Origin of the sequence: Leucobacter rhizosphaerae (assembly GCF_022919175.1) — a bacterium.
GTDB classification, from domain to species: Bacteria; Actinomycetota; Actinomycetes; order Actinomycetales; family Microbacteriaceae; genus Leucobacter; species Leucobacter rhizosphaerae.
In genome coordinates this window covers 2,081,593-2,102,762 of sequence record NZ_CP095043.1, presented here as the reverse complement: position 1 = coordinate 2,102,762, position 21,170 = coordinate 2,081,593, and the positions used below count along the sequence as shown (strand labels likewise).

The following is a 21,170-nucleotide window of genomic DNA, read 5'->3' as shown; positions in this document are numbered from 1 at the left end:
GTGCATACTCAGATCGGTTCAACGTCGTGCGTGAATGGGTTCGGAATAAATGTAGGGCAATCCTACGATCTTTGCAAAGGTCTGGCGTGGCGCATGGAGCTTATTGTAGATTGTTGACAACCCAGCAGTCACGGCGCACGGAGGAGCTCAGCATGACGACCCACACCATTTCAGTTCTGGCGGGAGACGGCATCGGGCTCGAGGTGATGCCGGTGGCGATCGAGGTGCTGGACGCCGCCACGCGCGATGCGGGCGTGCGACTCGACTGGCGGGTGCAGGACTGGGGCAGCGACTACTACCGGGCGCACGGGACCATGATGCCGGCCGACGCGATCGAGACCATGGCGGCGACCGACGCGATCTTCCTGGGGGCCGTCGGACACCCCGACGTGTCCGACGTCGAGACGCTCTGGGGCATGCTGATCCCGATCCGCCGCGCATTCGACCAGTACGTCAATCTGCGGCCCGTGCGGTCCTTCGCGGGTGTCCGCTCCTCGCTCGCGGGGGATCCCGAGATCGATGTTGTCATCGTTCGGGAGAACGTCGAGGGCGAGTACTCGGCCGTCGGCGGGCGGAGCTACCAGGGTACGCCGCACGAGGCCGCGTACCAGCAGTCCCTCTTCACCCGGCACGGGATCGAGCGGATCGCGACCTACGCCGTCGAGGTGGCGAGCGGCCGCCGCAAGCACCTCGTCTCCGCCACGAAGTCGAACGGGATCATCCACACCATGCCGTTCTGGGACGAGGTGGTGGCGGAGGTCGTCGATCGCGCCGGGGACATCGAGCTCGAGTCGGTGCTCATCGACGCGCTCGCCGCGCGTGCCGTGCGCTCGCCGCAGAGCCTCGACGTCATCGTCGCGTCCAACCTGTTCGGCGACATCCTCTCCGATCTCGTCGCCGGTGCGGTGGGCTCGATCGGGATCGCGCCGAGCGCCAATCTGAATCCGGCCGGGGAGCACCCCTCCATGTTCGAGCCGGTGCACGGATCCGCCCCCGACATCGCGGGGCGCGGGATCGCCAACCCCGTCGGCCAGATCTGGGCCGGGGCGATGATGCTGCGCCACCTCGGGCACCCGCAGATCGCCGATCAGATCGAGGCTGCGTTCACCGCCGTGGTCGAGCGCGGCGAGGTCACCCCCGACCTCGGCGGCACGCTCTCCACGCGTGAGGTGGGCGCGGCGGTCATCGCCGAACTCGCGGCGCAGCGGTCGCGCGCGACCGGAGCGTGACGGTCGGATTTCAGAACGGTAACGTGATTGTTGGATTGTTGACAATCTACGTTCCGTGAGGTTACTCTCAGTTTAGGCCCGCGAGGTGGCGGGTCCCGACATTCCACGGGGTGAGCATGCACAGTCTCGAAGTGACAGACCTGAAGATCTCCATTGGTGGTCGTACGATCGTCAACGGGACGACCTTCTCGGTGGGTCAGGGCCAGCGAATCTGCCTGCTCGGCGAGTCGGGCTCCGGCAAGTCGCTCACCGCGAGCGCGGTCCTCGGGCGACTGCCCGCGAACGCGGTCACCGAGGGCAGCATCAAGATCAACGGCGTCGACGTGCTCGGCGTGCCGATGTCGAAGCGGCCCGACGAAGCGCGCGTGGCCATGGTGTTCCAGGACTCGGCGGTCGCGCTGAACCCGCTCGTCCGCATTCGCGAGCAGATCATCGAGCCGCTGCGGCGGCATCGCGGGCTGTCGCGCCAGCAGGCCGAGAGCGCGGCGGTGGAGCTCGCCGAGTCGGTGGGTCTGCCGGATCCGGCCAACATCATCGATCGGTTCTCGGCCGAGCTCTCCGGCGGCCAGCGGCAGCGCGTCTGCATCGCGCTGGCCCTCGCCTGCAACACGCGCCTGATGGTGGCCGACGAGCCGACCACCGCGCTCGACGTAGTCACGCAGAAGCGCGTGCTCGACGTGCTGAAGAAGTACACGGCGGGCCAGCACACCCCGGCGCTCCTGTTCATCACGCACGATTTCGCGGTGGCGTCGGAACTCTGCAGCGACGCGGTGGTCATGAAGGACGGCGACGTCGTCGAGCACGGGCAGGTGCACTCCATCTTCGCCGCACCCGAGAACGAGTACACCCGCGAGCTCATTCGCGCGGCGCGCGCGGCGACGGTGGATCCCTACGTGCAGAAGTTCCGTCGGGAGCTCGCCGAATTGCGCGCCTCCGATGTCCGGGACAAGCCCCACGCCAAGATCTTCTACGACATCGGCGAGGTCAGCCGCGAGTACCCGATGCCCCGCAAGGGCCTCTTCGCCAAACGCGAGATGAAGACGGCGCTCCACCCCACGAGCCTGGTGATCGGCGAGGGCGAACGCGTGGGCATCGTCGGGGTCTCGGGATCGGGCAAGACCACGCTCCTGCGCCTGATGCTCGCCCTCGAGGGCACGGACACGGGAGCCGTCACGTGCCAGGGCAGGGAGGTGTACCCCGCCGAAGTCAGGCAGCTGAAGTGGTACCGCCGCAAGGTGCAGTACGTGCCGCAGGATCCGGCGAGCACCCTCGACCCGCTCATGACCGTCAAGAAGCTGGTGCGCGAGCCGCTCGTGCGACTCGGCGTCCCGGGAGACCACGACGAGATGGTGCACGACGCGCTCACCTCGGTGGGCCTCGACGAGAAGTTCATGAACCGGCGCGCGAACGAGCTCTCCGGTGGCCAGGCGCAGCGCCTGGCCATCGCTCGGGCGATCGCCACCCGCCCCGACTTCCTGCTTGCGGACGAGCCGGTGAGCGGACTCGATCTGCCGATGCGCGAGGCCGTCGTCGCGCTCATGCGTCGCGTGTCGGAAGAGCACGGCACGGGTATCGCGGTCGTCTCCCACGACCTGTCGATGGTCGCGAGCCTCTGCGAGCGCACGATCGTGATGCACGCGGGGGAGGTGGTCGAGGATCGGCCGACCGCGGAGCTGCTCGCGGAGCCGCGGCACGACCGCACCAAGGAACTCCTCAACGCGATCCCGGTCCTGCAGGTCCTGCCCGAGGGCATCGACGTCCCGGTCTGACACGCGCGACGACTCGAAGACGCCGCGTCGATGGTGAAGCGGCACGCACGAATCAGTTTTTAGGAAGGAAAGCGAATGGCACTCTCAACGCAGGCCGTTCCCGCGCTGCGACGGGCGCAGCGGAAGAGCGCGCTCTCGGGCACCTCGAAGGCGGCACTCATCTCGACGCTCTCGCGGATCGTCACGATCCTCGCCGTCATCTTCCTGCTGGGGATCCTGCCGCTGCTCACCGGGCGCGATATCGCCGAGTCGGTCTATCGCTCCCGGTACTCCGAGGGTGAGATGTCCCCGGAGGCGCTCGCGGGCATCCGCGAAGAGCTCGGGCTCGACGGCGGGGTGCTCGGGGCCTTCTTCACCTGGATCGGCAACGCACTCCAGGGCGACTTCGGCGTCTCCTGGACCACCCGCCAGCCCGTGCTGCCCGAGATGATCCAGGCGCTCGGCGCCTCGCTGACGCTCATGGTCGCAGCACTCGCCATCGCCATTGTGCTCGGCGGACTGCTCACGATCCCGACCTTCCGTCGCGGTCTGGCCGGTCGCTCCGACCGCACGGGCGGCGGCCTCGCGGCGGCCTTCACCGCGCTGCCGGAGTTCCTCCTGGCCTCCGTGCTGCTCGTGGTGTTCGCCGTGTGGCTCGGGTGGTTCCCGCCCTTCGGGTGGCGCGGACTCAACTACCTCGTGCTGCCCGCGCTTTCCATGGGCCTGCCCGCCGGCGGCTTCCTGGGGCGCCTCCTCTCCGATGCGCTCGCGAGCACCTTCAGCGAGCGCTGGGTCGCGACCTGGCAGGTCGCCGGGTTCTCGAACACTCGGATCGTGCTGGCCGCGATCCGCCGCACGCTCCCCGGCGTGACCGCACCGATGTCGCTGATCCTCGTCGGCATCACGGCCGGTGCGGTGGTGGTCGAGCAGGTGTACGCGATCCCCGGCATCGGTCGCGCGACGCTCGAGGCCGCGCAGTCGCAGGATCTGCCGACGCTGCAGGCCGGCGTGATCCTGCTCATGCTCTTAGCGGTCGTGCTCGGTGTCGGAGCGACGCTGCTGCGGCGTCTCCTGCTCGGTCCGGCCCTGCGCTCGAACTCGCTCCCTGCAGCGGTGCCGAAGACGCCGAGCTCGAAGTGGGCGCTCGTGCTGCCGGCGACCGTGCTGGTGCTGCTGCTCGCGCTCATCCTGGCCGGGTTGCCCCGCGATCCCTTCGCCCTCGACTACACCCGACTGCAGGCGCCGAGCTGGGAGCTGCCGCTCGGTGCGGATTCGAGCGGGCGCGATGTGCTCGCCCGCATCTCGCACGGTGCGCTGTCGACCATCGGCATCGGAGCGATCGTCGCCGTGATCTGCCTGGTGATCGGGCTCATCGTGGGCATGTTCCCGAACCTCGGCTCGGGCCCGATCGAGGTCACGAACGCCGCGCCGCCGATCCTCGCCGGCCTGATCATCGCAGCCGTCATGGGCCCGTCGTCGTTCGGCGCCGCGATCGCCGTCACCGCCGTCAGCTGGGCACCGCTCGCGGCGCACACCGCGGCGCTCGTGGCCGAGGTGAAGGCGCAACCGCACGTGAAGATCGCCCCCGTGCTCGGCGTCGGCAAGGCGCGCATGATGCTCCGCTACGTGCTGCCGAGTGTGATCGGTCCCGTATTCCGGCACGCGTGCCTGCGCCTCCCCGGCATCGCGCTGGCCCTGGCGGCGCTCGGCTTCCTGGGCCTCGGCCCGCAGCCGCCCGCCTCGGACTGGGGCCTCGTGCTCGCCGAGGGCATGCCGTACGTCGAGCGCGCGCCGCTCGTGGTGCTCGTGCCGGCCGGTGCGCTCGTGCTCCTCTCGATCTTCGCGGTGTCGCTCTCGAGCCTGAGCATCGACTTCCGCAGCGGCCGGTCCCGGTCTCGCAGGCGAGGCCGACCCCTGAGCAATGTGCAGAGCACGCGAACCGAGGCGATCACCATCGGTCGCACCGAGCTTCCCGCGAGCGCTCCCTAGATCTCCACATCCCCCCGCTCGTCGATCACCCCGTCGACGAGTCCTCACCCGATCCACACAACGAAAGGTACGACGATGATGAGCAAGAACACTGGCCGCAGAGCCGCGGCCGCGATCGCTCTGACCGGAGCGGCAGCGCTGCTGCTCAGCGGGTGCTTCAGCGGTGGCGGCAGCGGCGGTGCGAGCGGCGACGGTGACGCCCGCATCCAGGTCGCCTTCATGCAGCCGCCGAAGGCCAACATGAACCCCTTCAGCGACGACGCGTTCAAGCTGTCCCGCTGGAGCACGGGCGAAACGCTCGTGCAGCTCAACGACGACATCGAGATCGATCCGATGCTCGCCACCGAGTGGGAGCAGGTCGACGATGTGACCTGGACCTTCACGCTCCGCGACGACGTGACGTTCCACGACGGCACACCGTTCAACGCCGAGGCCGTGAAGAACACGCTCGATCAGGCCATGGCCTCCACCACTCCGCCGCGCGCGATGGCCGGCGTCGCTCTGACGACCGAGGCCACCGGTGAGTACGAGGTCACGATCACGACCGATGTGCCCGACCCGCTGCTCCCGAACCGACTCGCGAGCCCGCAGCTGTCGATCCTCTCGGCCGCCGCCTACAAGGACGACGGAACCATCACCCCGATCGGCACCGGTACCGGACCGTTCGTACTCACCGACGTCAACGGCAGCACCACCGCCACGCTCGACCGCTTCGACGACTACTGGGGCGAGCCCGCGAAGATCGCCGGCATCGACGCGTCGTTCGTGCCCGACGGCACGGCGCGCGCCGGATCCCTGCGCTCGGGTGAGACGGACGTCGCCGAGACGATTCCGGTGTCCCAGATCGACCTGCTCGACGCGGACACGGCCCACGAGGTGCTGCAGACCCGCACGACCTACCTCGCGCTCAACTCCGAATCCGGACCGTTCGCGGATCCTGCGGTGCGTGCGGCCGCCCGTGCCGCGATCGACCCCTCGGGGATCGTCGACAGCGTCTACGAGGGCCACGCGGATCCCGCCGTCGGCCTGCTCGGCCCGGCCATCCCGTGGGCCGAGGACCTGCGCGGTGATGTCGAGTCCGCGACCGCGCCGGGAACCGTCGCGGGAGTGGAGATCACACTCGCGACCTACACGGATCGCGCCGAGCTCCCGGAGATCGCCGTGCAGCTCGAGAAGCAGCTGGAGGACGCGGGCTTCGTCGTGACCCAGGACGTGCGCGAGTACGCGAACATGGAGACCGAGCTGCTCAGCGGCGGCTTCGACGCGGTGGTCTTCTCGCGCAACACGCTGCTCGACACGGGCGACCCGCTCTCGTTCTTCGCGCAGGACTTCACGTGCGAGGGCGGCAACAACGTGTCGCGGTTGTGCGACCCCGCGGTCGACGCCCTCGTCGCGGAGGGTCAGACCCTGCCGCTCGGTGAGGACCGCCAGAAGGCGACCCTCGCCGCGGAGGAGGCGATCCTGCAGCTCGATGCGGCGATCCCGCTCGTGCACGACCGTGTCGTGCAGGGTGAGGCCGGCACCTTCGCCGACGTGAAGCGCGACCCGCTCGAGCGTCGACTGATCACCGAGCTCACCGCACCCGTCCAGTAAGCCGTCGACGCGGCCGGACGGCTCGCCTCCCCGTGAGCCGTCCGGCCGCGCGACCGATCCACCCCGCACCCCGAGAGAACCCGGAGCACCCCACCGTGAAGATGCATTCCTACTGGCTCGACACCTCGACGCCGAGTGGAGACTACAGCCAGACCGAGATTCCGAAGGAGGTCGACATCGCCGTCGTGGGCGGCGGCTTCACGGGCCTCTCGGCGGCGTATCACGCGGCCAAGCGGGGGCTGTCGGTCGCCGTGCTCGAGGCCCACACCGTGAACTGGGGGGCGTCGGGGCGCAACGGCGGCATGGCCACCACCGGCCTCGCGGTCGGATTCGGGAGTGCGGTGAAGCGGTACGGGGAGCCGCGAGCCATCGCGTACTTCAAGGAATACAACGCAGCCATCGACCTCATTGAGAACCTGGTGCAGGAGCACCAGCTCGACGTCGACTACGCGCGCACCGGCAAGATGAACCTCGCGGTGAAGCCACAGCACTTCGACGGCATGCAGCGAACCGCGGAGCAGCTGCAGCGGCTCGTCGGTCAGCCGGTCAGCGTGGTCGACCGCGCGAACATCCGCAGCGAGATCGGATCCGACGCCTACTACGGCGCCATGGTGGATCAGCTCGGCGCGGGCATGCACGTCGGCAAGTTCGGCCACGAGCTCGCTCGCCTCGCGATCGAGGCCGGGGCGACGATCCACGAGCAGGCCGAGGTCGTCGACGTCGAGCGCATCGGCAGCGGCGCGATGCACATCCTCAAGACCTCGCGGGGCAACGTGAAGGCCGGTTCGGTGATCCTCGGCACGAGCGGCTACACCGGCAAGCCGTTCGGCTGGAACCAGCGGCGGATCATTCCGGTCGGCAGTTTCATCGTGGTGACCGAGCCGCTGCCGCAGGAGGTCGTCGACGAGCTGCTGCCGAACCGTCGCATGACATCGACGATGGTGAACTTCACCCACTACTTCCGCATCACCCCCGACAACCGCCTGCTCTTCGGCGGTCGCGCTCGATTCGCGCTGAGCGACCCCTCGCAGGACCGCGAGAGCGGCGAGATCCTCACTAAGGCGATGCGGGAGGTCTTCCCGCAGCTGCGCGACGCGCGCATCGACTACATGTGGGGCGGTCTGGTCGATATCTCGATGGACATGATGACGCATGCGGGGCAGCACGAGGGCATCTTCTACAGCCACAGCTACAACGGCCACGGCGTGCAGATGGCGAACTACATGGGCAAGGTGATGGTCGACGTGGCGCAGGGCCACCCCGAGGCCAACATCTGGCGGGACCTGAAGAACCCGTGGATCCCCGGCTACTTCGGCAACCCGTGGGCGCACCTGCGCGCGGGCGGCGCGTTCTTCGCGCTGCAGGACAAGCTGAGTTAACGCGAGCGAGGAGCGAGCAATGGACACGATGACCCTGACCTCCTGCACGCCGGAGTGCGCCTGCTGCGCCCATTCGGCTCCGGCCGAGGCCACCGACGAGCTGCTGCGCGGGCTCGGGATCCCGGGTGGCGGCTACGTCGCCGGCGAGTGGCTGCAGGGCCCGCTGACCCTCGAGGTGACGGACCCCGAGGACGGCTCGCTCGTCGCCCGGGTCTACGAGGCGCAGGCGGCCGACATGGATCGCGCCGTCGGCGGGGTCCAGCGCAGTCTGCGCGAGGACACCTGGGAGCTCTGGGAGCGCCGGGAGGTGCTCGAGCGAGCCTCCGACCTCGTGCGCGCCGAGAGTGCCCGGCTCGCCCGGATCATCTCGTCCGAGGGCAGCAAGACGATCACCGAGGCGACCCGCGAGGTCGCGCGCACGGCCGAAACGCTCAAGATCTCGGCGCACTCGGCGGCGCTCCTCGAGGGGGAGACCCTGCCGTTCGAGGACACCGCACGCGGCGCGGGCAAGTTCGGCTATTACCGGCGCGTGCCGCTCGGCGTCGTCGCCGCCATCACGCCGTTCAACGATCCCATGAACCTCGTCGCGCACAAGGTCGGGCCGGGGCTGCTGGCCGGCAACGCGATCGTGCTGAAGCCCGCGGCGGTCACGCCGCTGTCGGCGCTCGCGCTGCACGACATCCTGCTGCGGGCGGGCATGCCGGCGCAGCGCATGGCAGTGCTCGCGTCGGGTCGCGAAGCGGGCTCGGCCCTCGTGGGCGACCCGCGGATCGCCGCCGTGAGCTTCACGGGCGGCCCGTCGACCGGCGACACGATCGCCCGCATCGCCGGTGCCCGGAAGCTGCTCATGGAGCTCGGCGGGAACAACGCGGTGCTCGTGTGCGAGGACGGCGACGTCGAGTCCGCGGCCGAGGGGATCGTCGATGGCGCCTTCGGCGTCGCCGGGCAGAACTGCCTCTCGGTGCAGCGCGTCTTCGTGCACGCGTCGCACTACGAGCGGCTCGTCTCGCTGGTCGCCGCGGGCGCCGAGCGCCTCGTCGTGGGCTCGAAGCGCGACGCCTCGACAGACGTCGGCCCGCTCATCGCGGAACGCGAGTCGCGCCGCGTGGAGGAGTGGGTCGAGGAGGCGATCGCCGGCGGCGCCCGGGCTGTCGCCGGCCGCCGCCGCGAGGGGGCCTTCTACTGGCCAACTGTGCTCGTCGACGTGCCGAGCGACGCTCGCGTCTCCCGCGAGGAGGTCTTCGGGCCGGTGGTGCTCATCGAGCCGTTCACCGAGGTCGATGCGGCGCTCGAGGCCATGGACGACACCGAGTACGGTCTGCAGGCGGGAGTGTTCACGGCCTCGCTGCGGACCGCGATGCACGCCGTCGACCGCCTGCACATGGGCAGTGTGCTCGTGAACGACACGAGCGACTTCCGGATCGACGCCATGCCGTTCGGCGGCTCGAAGCGCTCCGGCGTCGGTCGAGAGGGCGTGGCCGAGGCCGTGCGCGAGCTCAGCGAGCCGAAGAACGTGATCCTGAACCGCGCCTTCTAGGCCCTTCCTCGACACCCACCGAAGCCGCGATCCGGCGTCCACCTCTGCGGTGGCGGCGGGACCGCGGCTTCGTGCTGCCCGGGGTGCTTCCGGCGGAAGTTGCGAGTCCGGCAGTTCGCGATCCTCTATTGATTCAATGTGAAACTAAATGCTACAGTGGGCCGCAGTCGTTCGAATCGCGCCGCCGGAGGTCCACCATGCATCAGTTCCAGTTCATCGCCGACCAGCTCGGGGAACGGCTCAGCACACCCGCCCCCGTGCTCCTGCTCGACGTGATGGAGGAGAACATCCTGCGCATGCAGGCGTTCGCCGATGCGCACGGCAAGGCGCTGCGGCCCCACGTGAAGACGCACAAGAGCATCGAGATCGGCCGGCGGCAGCTCGCCGCGGGCGCCACCGGCATCACGGCCGGGACCCTCGGCGAGGTCGAGGTCTACGCGGCCGCGGGCTTCGGCGACATCTTCCTGGCGTACCCGCTCATCGCCACCGGCACGAAGGGCGACCGGCTGCGGGCCGTCGCCGACCTCGCGGAGGTCCGGCTCGGCATCGAGAACTCCGCAGCGGCCGACGCGGTCGCGCACGCCTTCGCCGACGCGCCGCAGCGCATCGGACTCGTCATCGAGGTCGACAGCGGTGCCGGGCGATCCGGGGTGCAGCCCGCGGCGGCCGGCGAGCTCGCGCGGTACGCCCGCGACCTCGGGCTGCGCGTCGACGGCGTCTTCACGTATCCCGGGCACGGCAGCAAGCCGGGGATGCGCGAGGCGGCGGCGGAGGATCAGGCCCGCGCGCTCGGCGAGGCCGTCGAGTCGCTCGCGGCGGTCGGCGTGCGCGCCGAGGTGGTGAGCGCCGGTTCGAGCCCCACCGTTGCGTTCAGCACGCACGACGTCATCACCGAGGTGCGACCCGGCGAGTACGTGCTCAACGACCACGACAACTTCGCGCTCGGCAACTGCGCGGCCGAGGAGATCGGGTTCTTCGTGGCCACGACGGTGGTCAGTGACCAGGGGCACGCCCACGTCATCGTCGACGCGGGCACCAAGGCCCTCGCGCGCGAGGGCAACTACGACCGCGGCTACGGACAGGTGCCCGAGGTGGACGGGGTGCTCACGGTGCTCAACGAGTACCACGGCTTCCTCACCCTGCCCGAGGGCGGTACGCGACCCGCGCCCGGGCAGGTGCTGCCGATCGTGCCGCACCACGTCTGCCCGGTGATGAACAGCTTCGACGAGGTGATCCTCAGCGACCGCCGGGGGCGGTACCTCGGCACCTGGAGCATCGAGGCCCGGGGGCAGCTCAACTGAACGCCGCGCCGCTGCCCGGCGGCGGGCACCATCATGAAAGGACACGACCATGACACACTCCCCCGCAGCGGTGCTCGCGGAGCTCGGCATCGAGTTGCCCGAGGTGATCGACGACCCGAAGTACCTGAACTGGCGCGCCTCGGTGTCGAGCGGACTCATCCACCTCTCGGGCCACATGCCCTACATCGACGGGAAGCTGCTCGCGGCAGGCACCGTCGGCGCGAACATCGACGAGGCGACCGCACGTGAATCCATGCGGATCGCGACCATCAACGCGCTCGCGACCGCGACGCACGCCGTGGGCGGGCTCGACAATCTTCGCATCGTGCAGATGCTCGCCTTCATCGCGAGTACCCCGGACTTCGGAGGACACTCGAATGTTGCCGATGCGGGGAGCGAGTTGCTCGTTGCGGTGCTGGGCGAGCACGGTCGTCACGCTCGGACCGCCTTCGGAGTCGCGGCGCTTCCGCGGACCAGTCCGGTCGAGGTGCAGTTGATCGTCGAGGCGCGCGCGTGAGCGGGCCCGCACGTCCGGACGCTCCCCTCCGGGTGGTGATCACCGGGGCGTCGAGCGGCATCGGTGAGGCCATCGCCGAGCGCTTCCGCGATGCCGGTGATCGCGTGCTGCTGACCGGGCGCCGACCCGAGGCGCCCGACTCGCTGCGTCCGGGAGAGCGCTACCTCGCGGGAGACCTCGGCGACGAGGGCTTCGTGCGGCAGCTCGTCGCGGAGGCTGCCGGGACGTTCGGGGAGATCGACGCCCTGGTGCTCTGCCACGGCCTGCAGAAGGACGGGGCGCTCACGGAGATGCCCGTCGCCGATGCGGCGCAGGTGCTCGACGCGAATCTGCTGAGCGTCTTCACGGTCGTGAAGCACGCGACCCCGGTCATGAGCCGTGAGCGCGGCTCGATCGTGTGCGTGAGCTCCCGGCTCGGCATGGTCGGGATCCCGGGGCAGGTGCTCTACTCCGCCGCGAAGGGCGGGCTCATCATGTTCGCCCGGGCCGCCGCGGTCGAACTCGCGCCGCAGGGGATCCGGGTGAACGTCGCAGCGCCCGGGCTGACGCTCACGCCCAAGATCACCGATTCGTTCTCGCGCCGCCCTGATCCCGAGGCCTACACAGCGCAGCGGGCCGCGACGATCCCGCTCGGGCGCCTCGCCACGCCCGGCGAGATCGCAGAGCCCGTCTACTTCCTGGCCTCGCCCGCGGCGTCCTACATCACGGGCGCCGTGCTGCCGATCGACGGCGGCTACACCGCGGCCTGAGCGACCTCCGACCCCCGCCCACCCTCCGAGTGACGCCCAACCGAAAGGAACCCGAATGCCCGACTCCCTCGCCCCGCTGAGCCCGAAGTACATCAGCTTCGACATGCTCGGCACCCTGATCAAACTCGAGTGGCGCGAGACCTCGCAGCGCCTCGTCCGCGACGTCGTCGGCGAGGAGGCCGCGCCGCGCTTCGCGCACGACTTCAGCATCTTCCGCGACGCCGAGGTGATGGGGGACTACAAGATCTACCCGCAGCTCGTCCGCGACTCGTGGCAGCGCACCTGCAACACATGGAAGATCCAGTTCAAGCAGAGCGACGTCGACACCCTGATGGACGCGCTCGGCACCTGGGGCCCGCACGCGGACGTCGTCGAGCCGCTGCAGCGCCTGGCGGCGAAGTACCCGCTCGTCATCTACACGAACCACTGCGACGCGCTGGTGATGCGCAACGTCGAGAAGCTCGGCGTCGATTTCCATCGAGTCTTCACCGCGGAGCAGGGGCAGGCCTATAAGCCGAACTACGCCGCGTTCCACTACATGTTCGACCAGCTGGACGCGCAGCCGCAGGACCTGCTGCACGTCTCGGCCCACCTGTGGTTCGACTGGCTCCCGGGGCAACAGCTCGGGATCACGAACCAGGCCTACATCGACCGCGGCTTCGATCCCGACATCGTCGGGGTGAACGCCTGGGTGGACACGCTGGCTGGGGTCGCGGACCGCGTCGGGGCCTGATCCCGGGCCTCCACGAACCCCGAGGGGCCCGCCGATCATCGATCGACGGGCCCCTCGTTCGTGTCGCCTAGGAGACGAACCTCACCAGCTCGTTCCAGATCGCATCGGCGATCTCGATCTCGCCGGTCCGCTCGGCCTCGGCCGCGATCGCGTCGCCGCGCTCGCCCGGGAGCGACACGCGCTGCCCGGCGATCGGCTTCGCGGAGCGGATACTGTCGATCAGTTCGCGGCTCCGGGTCAGGTACTCGTCGGTACCGGCGAGAAGACCGGGGTCGATCGCGAGCACGAACGTTCCCGCACCGTCCTCCTCGTGCCCGCCCGGGAAGCCCGCGAGCGCGAACGCCGAGCCGAGGAGCTGGACGAGGAGCGACAGGCCGAAGCCCTTGTGGCCCGCGAACGTCGTCAGGGCGCCGCCGACGGCTTCCCCGTCGCCCGTGCCGAGCACCTCTGCCGCGTTGGTCGTCGGCTCGCCGAGCGCGTTGAGGCCGACCCCCTCGGGCAGCGGCTCGCCCTTCAGCATGGCCTCGACCACCCCGTAGTACGCCGCCGCAGCGGTCGCGGTGTCGAACACGACCGCGCCGCCGTCGTAGGGGAACGCGTAGGCCAGGGGGTTGGTGCCGAGCTTGGGCTCCGCCGATCCGAACGGCGCGACCGCGGCCCAGCCGCCGTTCGCGACCGTGACGAGCGCGATGTACCCGGCGTCCGCGATCCTGCGGGCGAAGTAGCCGATGGAGCCCGACGAGGTGCGGGTGTTGTTCGAGGCGACGACGCCGACGCCGTGCGTGCGGGCGAGGTCCACCGCCTTGTCGGCGGCCCGGACGCTCGCGACCATCGAGTGGCCCCCCGAGAGGAGCGCCCCGCACTTGGTCTCCGTCACGACGCGGAAGGGTGCGACGGCATCGGCCTTCGGCACGCCGCCCGTCGCGATCTTCGAGATACCCTGATTGTTGCCGCGCAGCTGCGCGTAGAGCAGCACGTCGGCGATGATGCGCGCCTCCTCGCCGGTGTACCCGAGCTTCTCGACGCCCGCGACGACCGTCGCCTCGAGCTCGCTGACCTGGATCTTCATGATCGACCTTCCTCTGGACGGCTGGATGTGGGGGTGGACTGGGTTGGTGCGGGGGAGCCGAGGAGTTTGGCGAAGCTCGCGTCATCGACGTTGCCCCCGGTCAGCAGGGACACGACCCGCGCGCCGCGGAACGTGTCGCCGTGGTGGAGCAGTGCGGCCGTGGCCACGGCGGCACTCGGCTCGATCACCGTGTCGGTCTGCACCGCGAGCAGCCGCAGTGCGTCGAGGATCCCCTCCTCCGGCACGGTCAGCACGTCGTCGACGAGTGCGGAGATGTGCGCCCAGGGGAGTGCGCCGACCTGGGGGCTGCGGAGTCCGTCGGCGATCGTGCGCCGGGTCTGCTCCCGACCCCAAGCGACGCGTGTTCCGGTGCGAAAGCCCTCAGCGAGGTCACCGGCGAACTCGGGTTCGACCCCGATGATGCGCGTGTCGGGAAGCCGATCCGACAGTATCCGAGCGATCCCGGCGAGCAGCCCGCCGCCGCCCACGGGCACCAGGATCGCATCGATCTCGCCGCCGCCGAGCTGGTCGAGGATCTCCAGTGCCACGGTGCCCTGGCCGGCGATCACGTCGCGGTCGTCGAACGGGTGGATGAAGCCGAGTCCGCGTTCGTCCTCGATCGCATGCGCGCGTGTGACGATGTCGTCGGGGTCGACGACGACGACCTCGGCGCCGGCGAGGCGGGTCCACTCGACCTTCGCCTCGGTCGCCGTCGCCGGCATCACCACGGTCGACGGCACCCCGGCGATCTGCGCGGCGTGCGCAAGTGCACGACCGTGGTTGCCGGCCGAGTAGGTGATGAACCCGCGACGCGGCCCGCGTTCGAGCGCGACGAGCAGCGCGTTCAGAGCGCCGCGGAGCTTGAACGAGCCCGTGGGCTGCAGATTCTCGCACTTGACGAGCACGTCGGTGGTCGGGTCGTGGGGAAGCTGCACGGCGCGGAGCGGGGTCTCCCGGATCAGGCCCGAGAGCCTCCTGCGTGCGGCGACGATGTCATCCACTGAGATGAGGTCGAGGAGGTGATCGGTCATGCGGTCCTCACGGAAATGCGGCACGGACGGGCGGTTTCCTCTATTTTGACTCAATGTGAAACATAAAGCAACGACGATGTGTTCGCGCGCTCCGGCCGGCGGCGAATTATTGATTCAATTTGAAACAAAATGGTACGATGGACGCCTATCCCACAGGAGGAGAAGGTAGGAGCATGACTGCACTCGAAGCGGATGTCGTCGTCGTCGGAGTCGGCTCGGTCGGCAGCATGGCCAGTTGGCAGCTCGCCTCCCGAGGCCTGCGGGTGATCGGCGTCGATCGATTCTCGATCCCCGGCCCCTTCTCGGCCTACGCCGGGGAGTCCCGGATCTACCGGAAGGTCTACGCGGAGGGCGGGCACTACACGCCGCTGCTGCAGCGGGCGCAGGACCTGTGGCGCGAGCTCGAGGACATCAGCGGCATGCAGCTGCTCTCTCAGGCCGGCGCCCTCACCATCTACGACGCCCACAATCCGCGCCTCGCGACGCTACTCGCGGCCGGTGAGGACAACGGGCTCGAATACGAGATCCTCCGAGGCGACGAGGCTCGGAGCCGGTATCCCGAGCACGTGCTCCGGGACGACGACGTGACGATTCTCGATCCCGAGGGCGGCTACCTGAGCTCGGAGAAGGCGGTCGTCGCCGCGATCGCCGAGGCGAGCCGGTTGGGCGCGCAGTTCTTGGGCAACCGGAAGGCGCACCGGGTCGAAGCGCACGGCGACCGGTACCTCGTGACCACCGATCAGGAAGAGATCCTCGCCTCACGGGTCATCATCGCGCAGGGCAACGGCGCGGGTGCGGTGTGCGCGGATCTCGGGGTGCACCTCTCCGTGCTGCCGCAGGTGCTCACCTGGTTCCCCGTGGAGGATCCCGCGGCCTTCTGCCGTGAGGGCATGCCGGTCTTCATGCGTCGTGCCGAGGAGGAGGGTCGGCAGGACTCCGCTCAGTTCTACGGCTTCCCCAGCTCGGATGGCTGGACGATGAAGGTCGTCGGCAGTGTGTACATGGACGAGGTCGACTCCGTGGAGCGGCCGCCGACCTGGGACCCGGCCTACCTCGACCCCATTCGGGCGTGGGTGCGCGAGTTCATGCCGGGCCTCGTGCCGGAGCCCGTGCGGGTCGCCACGTGCGCGGATGGTTACCTGCCCGACGAGACCGGGATGCTCGGCACCGTTCCCGGGATGGATGGCGTCGTCGTCGCGGTCGGGTTCTCCGGACACGGCTTCAAGATGGCGTCCTCGCTGGGTGCGGTCGCCGCGGACCTCGCGGCGGACGGGCGCACCGAGACCGACGTCTCGTTCATGTCGCCGGCCCGGTTCCACGGTGCCGACGCGCGCTTCACGTCCCTGTCGCTGAGCTGACGGCGGCGCTGAGCTGACGGCGGCGCTGAGCTGACCTGAGCTCGCTGGCGTGGCGATGAGCCGAGCCGGCGCCGAGCCCGACACGAAAGCGGGGGTCCCGTGCATCGCTGCACAGGACCCCCGCTTTCTGTCGTTGGTGACGGTCGAGACCGGGTCAGTTGATCCCGAGGGCCGTGTTGATGTCGTCGAGCGAGGTGAACCGTACCGAGCCGTACTCGGGCACGTGCACCAGGTCGTAGCCGCGGTCGAGGAACGCCAGGTTGCGGAACCCGAGGTGGTACATCGGGAAGTGATCGTAGAACTGGTGCGATGAGATGTGGAGGAAGTCCTCCGGCTTCGCGTCGAGCTGGCCGAGCATGTAGTCGAAGGCCTGTACGCGCGGCTTGTAGGCCTGCGCCTGCTCGGCGGTGTAGACCGCGTGGAACGGGGCCTCAAGGCGGGGGATGAACGCGTTCAGGTACTTGTCATCGGCGTTCGAGAGCGCGACGAGCGGGAAGTGCTCCGCCATCTTCTTGAGGGGCTCGATGACGTCGGAGTGAGCCCCCCACTCGAGAGTGTCGCGCTGGATCGCCGCAATGGCCTCGGGGGTCGCCTCGATCCCGTACCGCGCGCAGATGCGCTGGTACGAACGCTCGAGCACCTCGCCGTACGGGCGGTACTCGAGGATCTCGTCGTAGCGGATGAAGCTGAAGTCCTTGAAGAACGCCTCGAGCGTCTCGGGGTCGAACTGATCCTTCACGAACGGCTCGACGGTCTTGCGCATCTCGAAGTAGATGAGCGTGCCGATGATGTCGAACGAGATGTACTTCGGCCGGGGGAGTTCGATGGGCATGGGGTCCTCTCGGGGTCGGATCGGGCGGACGCCGAAGCATCCTTCGTTCCATTTTGACTTAATGTGAAACAAAAAGCCAGAGAGAAATTCCCCGGTCGAGCCGTGCGTGCTCAGATCACGTCAGCGCAGGCCGTCGAGGCCCGAGCCCGTGACCCGATCGAGTAGGTCGACGACGGCTCCGTCGCGGGCCTCCTGCGCGGCCCCGACCGCGGCCGGATAGTCGTTCGCCGCGTGCCCGACCACGCGCAGCTCGGGTGGCTCGGCGAGCTCGCGGGCGAGTGCGGCCTCGACACGGGGCAGCGACAGGCGCACGAGCGGCGAGAGGCGGCCGGTGAAGATGATGAGTCGCGGGTCCGTCGTCACCGCGATGATCCGGATCGCCTGGAGCAGGGCGGCCTGGAAGACGTCGCGCAGGCGGTCGATCGCCTCGCCCTCGGTCTCCCAGAGGTCCTCCATCGCCTCCAGCGGGTGCCCGAGGCGCTCGGAGAGGTCGAATAGCCCGCGCGCACCGAGTGATGCGCCGATCGTGCTGTGGCCGAACGGGGTCTCGATCGGGATGAGGTCGAAGTCGCCGAACGAGCGGGTGAGGCCCTCGACGATCGAGCCGTCACGACGCCGCAGCGACATGGTGAGCACCGAGCTGGCATTCAGCAGCACCGGTGAGATCGCCCGGTCGATGAACCCCAGGTGCTCGAGGCCCACGAGCACCATCGCGGCATCGAGCTCGATCCGGATCCGGCAGTCCAGTCGATCGGCCAGCGCTCGCGCGAAGGCGTCGCCTTCGAGCACGCTCATGAAGAGGGGCGCGCGCATGATCGTGACGCCGTCGAGCGTGCGGCTCGGCACCGCGACCACCACGCGCCGGAGCGGCGCTGAGAGGGGCTCCACCGCCTGCTGCGCGAACTCGGCCGTCCAGGCGACCGCCTCGTCGAGGCTCGTCCACTTCGGTGTGCGGACCTGCTGCCACGCCAGCTCACGGCCGGTGAGGTCGGTGACGAAGATGCTCGTCGTGCGGGTACCGAGGCTGAGTCCTGCGACGATCCCGAGGGTGGTGGCGGGTCTCAGGGTCTCGGCGCGCCGCCCCCGTGCTGAGGGATCGGCCGGTGCGTCGGTCCGGGAGACGATCGTGCCCGCCTGGAGCAGCTCCTCGGTGAGGCGCGACACCGTCGCCTTGCTGAGGCCCGACTCCTGCTCGATCTGCTTGCGCGTCGCCTCCTCGTGCCGCAGGAGCGTGCCGAGCAGCAGCGCGAGATTCCGGCGGCGGAGATCGGGGTGGGACAGTGGCTGTGACATTGTGATGAATCGTATCCCGAACGCCCGGGGCCGTGTGCGTAAGGTGCATCCGGGGCAGGTTGAGCGAGCTACACGCCCGCGTGCACGTCCTCTTCGTTGCGGCCGTGGCGGAGGCTGCCGTCGTCGTCGTGGGTGTGCAGTTCGTAGCTGTCCAGGGTGAGGTGCTGGTGCAGCGTGAGGTGCACCGCGGTCATGTCGCCCGACCGGAGGTTCGCAATGATCTCCTCGTGTCCCGGAATCACCCGGTCGGGCTGGGGGTAGGAGTCGCTCAGGTGGTTCATGCAGATCAGGGCCTCGGTTGCGAGCGTCTGGTAGGCGCGGAGGAGGCGGGTGTTGCCCCCGGCCTCGACGAGCTTCGTGTGGAAGTCGAGGTCGATGCGACTGAGGCCCGTCCAGTCGTTGGCGGCGATCGCGTGCTGCATGCCGCCGAGATAGGTCTCCAGTTCGTCGGCGACGGTTGCGCGAGCGTCATCGGCCCGCTTCGTGATGATCTCGGCCGCGGCGCACTCGATGACCTCGCGTGCCTCGTACACCTCGGCGATGTCGTGCTCGGTGATCTCGCGGACGAAGACGCCGCGGTTCGGCCGGCTGATGAGCAGGCCTTCCTGCACGAGGCGGTGCAGGGCCTCGCGGACCGGCCCCCGGGAGACGTTCAACTGCGTCGCGACCCGGGCCTCATTGATCTGGTCGCCGGAGGTGAATGCCCCGTTGATGATGCTCTCGCGCAGCTGATCGGCGATGACCACTGCGGTCGGGCGGTTGTTGATGGCCGAGAGCGCCTGGACGCCGTTCATGGAATCTCCTCGTGTCACGCATTGGGGCCCGCGAGGGAGTTCTGGGCGTCCGCGATTGTTAACAATCTACCTTATCGGCGCGTCGCCAGTCGCAACGGGCGGGGGCCAAGATCCCGGCCCCCGCCTCGCGCTCCGCACGCCGCTCAGGCGTGCGTGCTCGCCTCGTGGTTCGCGTGGTGCGACGGTTCGAGTTGGATCGTGCAGTGGTTCGTGTCGAAGTGCTCGCCGAGGCAGGCGTGGAGTTCGTCGAGGATCTGGTCGTAGCGTTCCCAATCGAGCGTGTCCTCATCGACGACGACGTGGGCCGACATCGCGTTGACGCCCGAGGTGATGGTCCAGGCGTGCAGATCGTGCACCAGCTCGACACCCGGCACCGAGAGCATGTGCTCGCGGGTCTGATCGAGATCGACGTCCTTCGGGGTGCTCTCGAGCAGGATCCGCACGACGTCCTTGAGCAGGCTGTACGCACGCGGGGCGATGAGCAGCGCGATGGCGAAGGCCGCGACCTGGTCGACCCAGTTCCAGCCGGTGAAGAGGATGATGAAGCCCGCGACGATGACCGCGGCCGAGCCGATCAGGTCGCCGAGCACCTCGAGGTAGGCGCCGCGGACGTTGATGCTTTCCTTCTGGCCCGACTGCAGGATGAGCAGCGAGATGAGGTTCGCGACCGCACCCGCGATGGCGGCGATGAGCATCGGACCGGTCTCGATCTCGACCTCGCTGCCGATGCGCTGGATCGCGGAGTAGACGATCACGATGCAGATGACGCTGAGCACGATGCCGTTGATCATGGCCGAGAGCACCTCGACGCGCATGAGGCCGAACGTGCGCTTCGAGGTGGCGGGGCGCGCGGCGATGAACGTCGCGATCAGGGCGATGAGCACCCCGGTCGCGTCCGTGAGCATGTGGCCGGCGTCGGCGAGCAGCGCGAGGGAGCCCGAGATGATGGCGCCGATGACCTGGACGAAGAAGACGCTGAAGGTGATGCACAGCACGATGATGAGCTTCTTGCGGTGCTTGCCGCCGGCCGTGGCGTGGCCCTCGAGGCCATGGTCGTGGTTGTGGCCGCCGCCGGCTTCGACCGCCTCGGGGCGCGTGGGGTGACCGTCGCTGAAGGCGTGGCCGTGGTCGTCATGGCCGTGGCCATCATGGGCATGGTCGTGGCCGTGATCGTGGCCGTGTGAGGAAGTCATGGTCCCACTGTAACAGGATTGTAAATTGTTGACAATCTTTCGATCGCACCCAATACTCGAAGAGGCCGACGCGAGTCCGCGCCGCCGACCATCAGCGTTCAGAGGAGCATGCGACACCCATGACACAGGCAATCGTCATCACCGACGTCACCACCACCGAGGTCGGCGTGCACGCCGCCAAGGCGACCGCCGAGGAGGCCGGGCAGACCGAGGCCTCGCGCACCGTGTGGGAGTCCCCCGAGGGCATTCGTTCGGGGGTCTGGGAGGTCACGCCGGGTGCCTTCAGCAGCACGCGGCCCGAGTACCACGAGATGTGCCAGATCGTCTCGGGCCGGGCCACCATCATCGAGGAGGACGGCACGTCCTTCGAGGTCGCCCCCGGCTCGCTGTTCATCACGCCCGAGGGCTGGACGGGGCGCTGGATCGTGCACGAGACGCTCCGGAAGGCCTGGGTCGTGATCCCGTTCGCGGCCCTGCAGGATCCGGTGCGCAGCGGCGCGTAACCCGCCGCCGACGCACGAGAGAGGCGCTGCCCCCGAATCCGGGGGCAGCGCCTCTCTCGTGCGCGGTGCGGGTCGGCTACAGCGCCGACACGTACTTCTCGGGGTCCGCGTCGAAGAGCGGGCCGCAGGCGGCGCAGCAGAGGTAGTACTTCGTCCCCTCGTACTCGCGCACGAGGCCCTTCGCCTCGGCGTCGGCCTTGTTCACGAAGTTGCCGCGCATGACCGGGCACTCGGCGGTGTCGGCCTCGATGTCGACGGCGGGGGTGTGGGCGTGTGCTTCGCACATGGTGGATTCCTTTCGGGGAGTGATGATGCGGGGTAC

General features: G+C 69.1%; 19 protein-coding genes. 12 read left to right on the top strand and 7 right to left on the bottom strand.

Features of this window, described 5'->3' with window-relative positions; all coding sequences use genetic code 11:
• Positions 1–152: 152 nt before the first annotated feature.
• The 10 genes from MUN76_RS09650 (at position 153) to MUN76_RS09605 (ending at position 12,775) form a co-directional block, all read left to right on the top strand.
• A complete protein-coding gene (locus MUN76_RS09650; RefSeq protein ID WP_244684265.1) occupies positions 153–1,229 on the top strand; it encodes an isocitrate/isopropylmalate dehydrogenase family protein in 1,077 nt (358 codons plus the stop codon).
• Positions 1,230–1,360: 131 nt separating this feature from the next.
• The gene (locus MUN76_RS09645; protein ID WP_244684263.1) at positions 1,361–2,998 is read left to right on the top strand and encodes an ATP-binding cassette domain-containing protein; all 1,638 of its coding nucleotides are present in this window, start codon (positions 1,361–1,363) and stop codon (positions 2,996–2,998) included.
• A 75-nt stretch (positions 2,999–3,073) separates the two neighbouring features.
• Positions 3,074–4,966 (top strand): ABC transporter permease subunit, encoded by a 1,893-nt coding sequence (locus MUN76_RS09640; RefSeq protein WP_244684261.1) that lies wholly within the window; start codon positions 3,074–3,076, stop codon positions 4,964–4,966.
• A 78-nt stretch (positions 4,967–5,044) separates the two neighbouring features.
• Positions 5,045–6,559 carry an ABC transporter substrate-binding protein gene (locus MUN76_RS09635; RefSeq protein WP_244684260.1) on the top strand — a complete coding sequence of 505 codons (1,515 nt, stop codon included), beginning with the start codon at positions 5,045–5,047 and terminating at the stop codon, positions 6,557–6,559.
• 101 nt (positions 6,560–6,660) lie between these two features.
• Positions 6,661–7,938, top strand: coding sequence for an NAD(P)/FAD-dependent oxidoreductase (locus tag MUN76_RS09630; RefSeq protein WP_244688738.1), 1,278 nt, complete (start codon positions 6,661–6,663; stop codon positions 7,936–7,938).
• A 19-nt stretch (positions 7,939–7,957) separates the two neighbouring features.
• On the top strand, positions 7,958–9,475 hold the full coding sequence (locus MUN76_RS09625) for an aldehyde dehydrogenase family protein (RefSeq protein ID WP_244684258.1): 1,518 nt from the start codon (positions 7,958–7,960) through the stop codon (positions 9,473–9,475).
• 197 nt (positions 9,476–9,672) lie between these two features.
• Entirely contained in the window at positions 9,673–10,776 is a 1,104-nt protein-coding gene (locus MUN76_RS09620; protein WP_244684256.1) for an alanine racemase, read from the top strand.
• A gap of 49 nt (positions 10,777–10,825) precedes the next feature.
• A complete protein-coding gene (locus tag MUN76_RS09615; RefSeq protein ID WP_244684254.1) occupies positions 10,826–11,293 on the top strand; it encodes a RidA family protein in 468 nt (155 codons plus the stop codon).
• The gene (locus MUN76_RS09610) at positions 11,290–12,042 is read left to right on the top strand and encodes an SDR family NAD(P)-dependent oxidoreductase (protein ID WP_244684252.1); all 753 of its coding nucleotides are present in this window, start codon (positions 11,290–11,292) and stop codon (positions 12,040–12,042) included. Before MUN76_RS09615 ends, MUN76_RS09610 begins: the two co-directional genes overlap by 4 nt.
• A 55-nt stretch (positions 12,043–12,097) precedes the next feature.
• The gene (locus MUN76_RS09605; protein ID WP_244684250.1) at positions 12,098–12,775 is read left to right on the top strand and encodes a haloacid dehalogenase type II; all 678 of its coding nucleotides are present in this window, start codon (positions 12,098–12,100) and stop codon (positions 12,773–12,775) included.
• 67 nt (positions 12,776–12,842) lie between these two features.
• Here the strand turns inward: MUN76_RS09605 and MUN76_RS09600 are convergent, their stop codons facing one another.
• Both MUN76_RS09600 and MUN76_RS09595 read right to left on the bottom strand, forming a co-directional pair.
• On the bottom strand, positions 12,843–13,844 hold the full coding sequence (locus MUN76_RS09600; RefSeq protein ID WP_244684248.1) for an Ldh family oxidoreductase: 1,002 nt from the start codon (positions 13,842–13,844) through the stop codon (positions 12,843–12,845).
• Positions 13,841–14,875 carry a threonine ammonia-lyase gene (locus tag MUN76_RS09595; protein WP_244684246.1) on the bottom strand — a complete coding sequence of 345 codons (1,035 nt, stop codon included), beginning with the start codon at positions 14,873–14,875 and terminating at the stop codon, positions 13,841–13,843. The genes MUN76_RS09600 and MUN76_RS09595 overlap by 4 nt, the downstream gene beginning before the upstream one ends.
• 173 nt (positions 14,876–15,048) lie before the next feature.
• Between MUN76_RS09595 and solA the strand changes: the two genes are divergently transcribed.
• Positions 15,049–16,233: an N-methyl-L-tryptophan oxidase gene (gene solA / locus MUN76_RS09590; protein ID WP_244684245.1), complete on the top strand. Its 1,185-nt coding sequence runs from the start codon at positions 15,049–15,051 to the stop codon at positions 16,231–16,233.
• A gap of 154 nt (positions 16,234–16,387) precedes the next feature.
• Here the strand turns inward: solA and MUN76_RS09585 are convergent, their stop codons facing one another.
• From MUN76_RS09585 to MUN76_RS09570, 4 genes are all read right to left on the bottom strand, one after another.
• Positions 16,388–17,065, bottom strand: a complete 678-nt coding sequence (locus MUN76_RS09585) for an HAD family hydrolase (RefSeq protein WP_244684243.1) — start codon at positions 17,063–17,065, stop codon at positions 16,388–16,390.
• Between the two features lie 120 nt (positions 17,066–17,185).
• Entirely contained in the window at positions 17,186–18,358 is a 1,173-nt protein-coding gene (locus MUN76_RS09580) for an ROK family transcriptional regulator (protein WP_244684241.1), read from the bottom strand.
• 68 nt (positions 18,359–18,426) lie between these two features.
• Positions 18,427–19,152: a GntR family transcriptional regulator gene (locus MUN76_RS09575; RefSeq protein ID WP_244684239.1), complete on the bottom strand. Its 726-nt coding sequence runs from the start codon at positions 19,150–19,152 to the stop codon at positions 18,427–18,429.
• 143 nt (positions 19,153–19,295) lie between these two features.
• Positions 19,296–20,345, bottom strand: a complete 1,050-nt coding sequence (locus MUN76_RS09570; protein WP_244684237.1) for a cation diffusion facilitator family transporter — start codon at positions 20,343–20,345, stop codon at positions 19,296–19,298.
• Between the two features lie 119 nt (positions 20,346–20,464).
• Between MUN76_RS09570 and MUN76_RS09565 the strand changes: the two genes are divergently transcribed.
• Positions 20,465–20,848, top strand: coding sequence for a cupin domain-containing protein (locus MUN76_RS09565; protein WP_244684235.1), 384 nt, complete (start codon positions 20,465–20,467; stop codon positions 20,846–20,848).
• Positions 20,849–20,924: 76 nt separating this feature from the next.
• On the opposite strand, the gene MUN76_RS09560 is transcribed toward MUN76_RS09565, so the two are convergent.
• A complete protein-coding gene (locus MUN76_RS09560; protein ID WP_244684233.1) occupies positions 20,925–21,134 on the bottom strand; it encodes a YHS domain-containing protein in 210 nt (69 codons plus the stop codon).
• Positions 21,135–21,170: the final 36 nt, after the last annotated feature.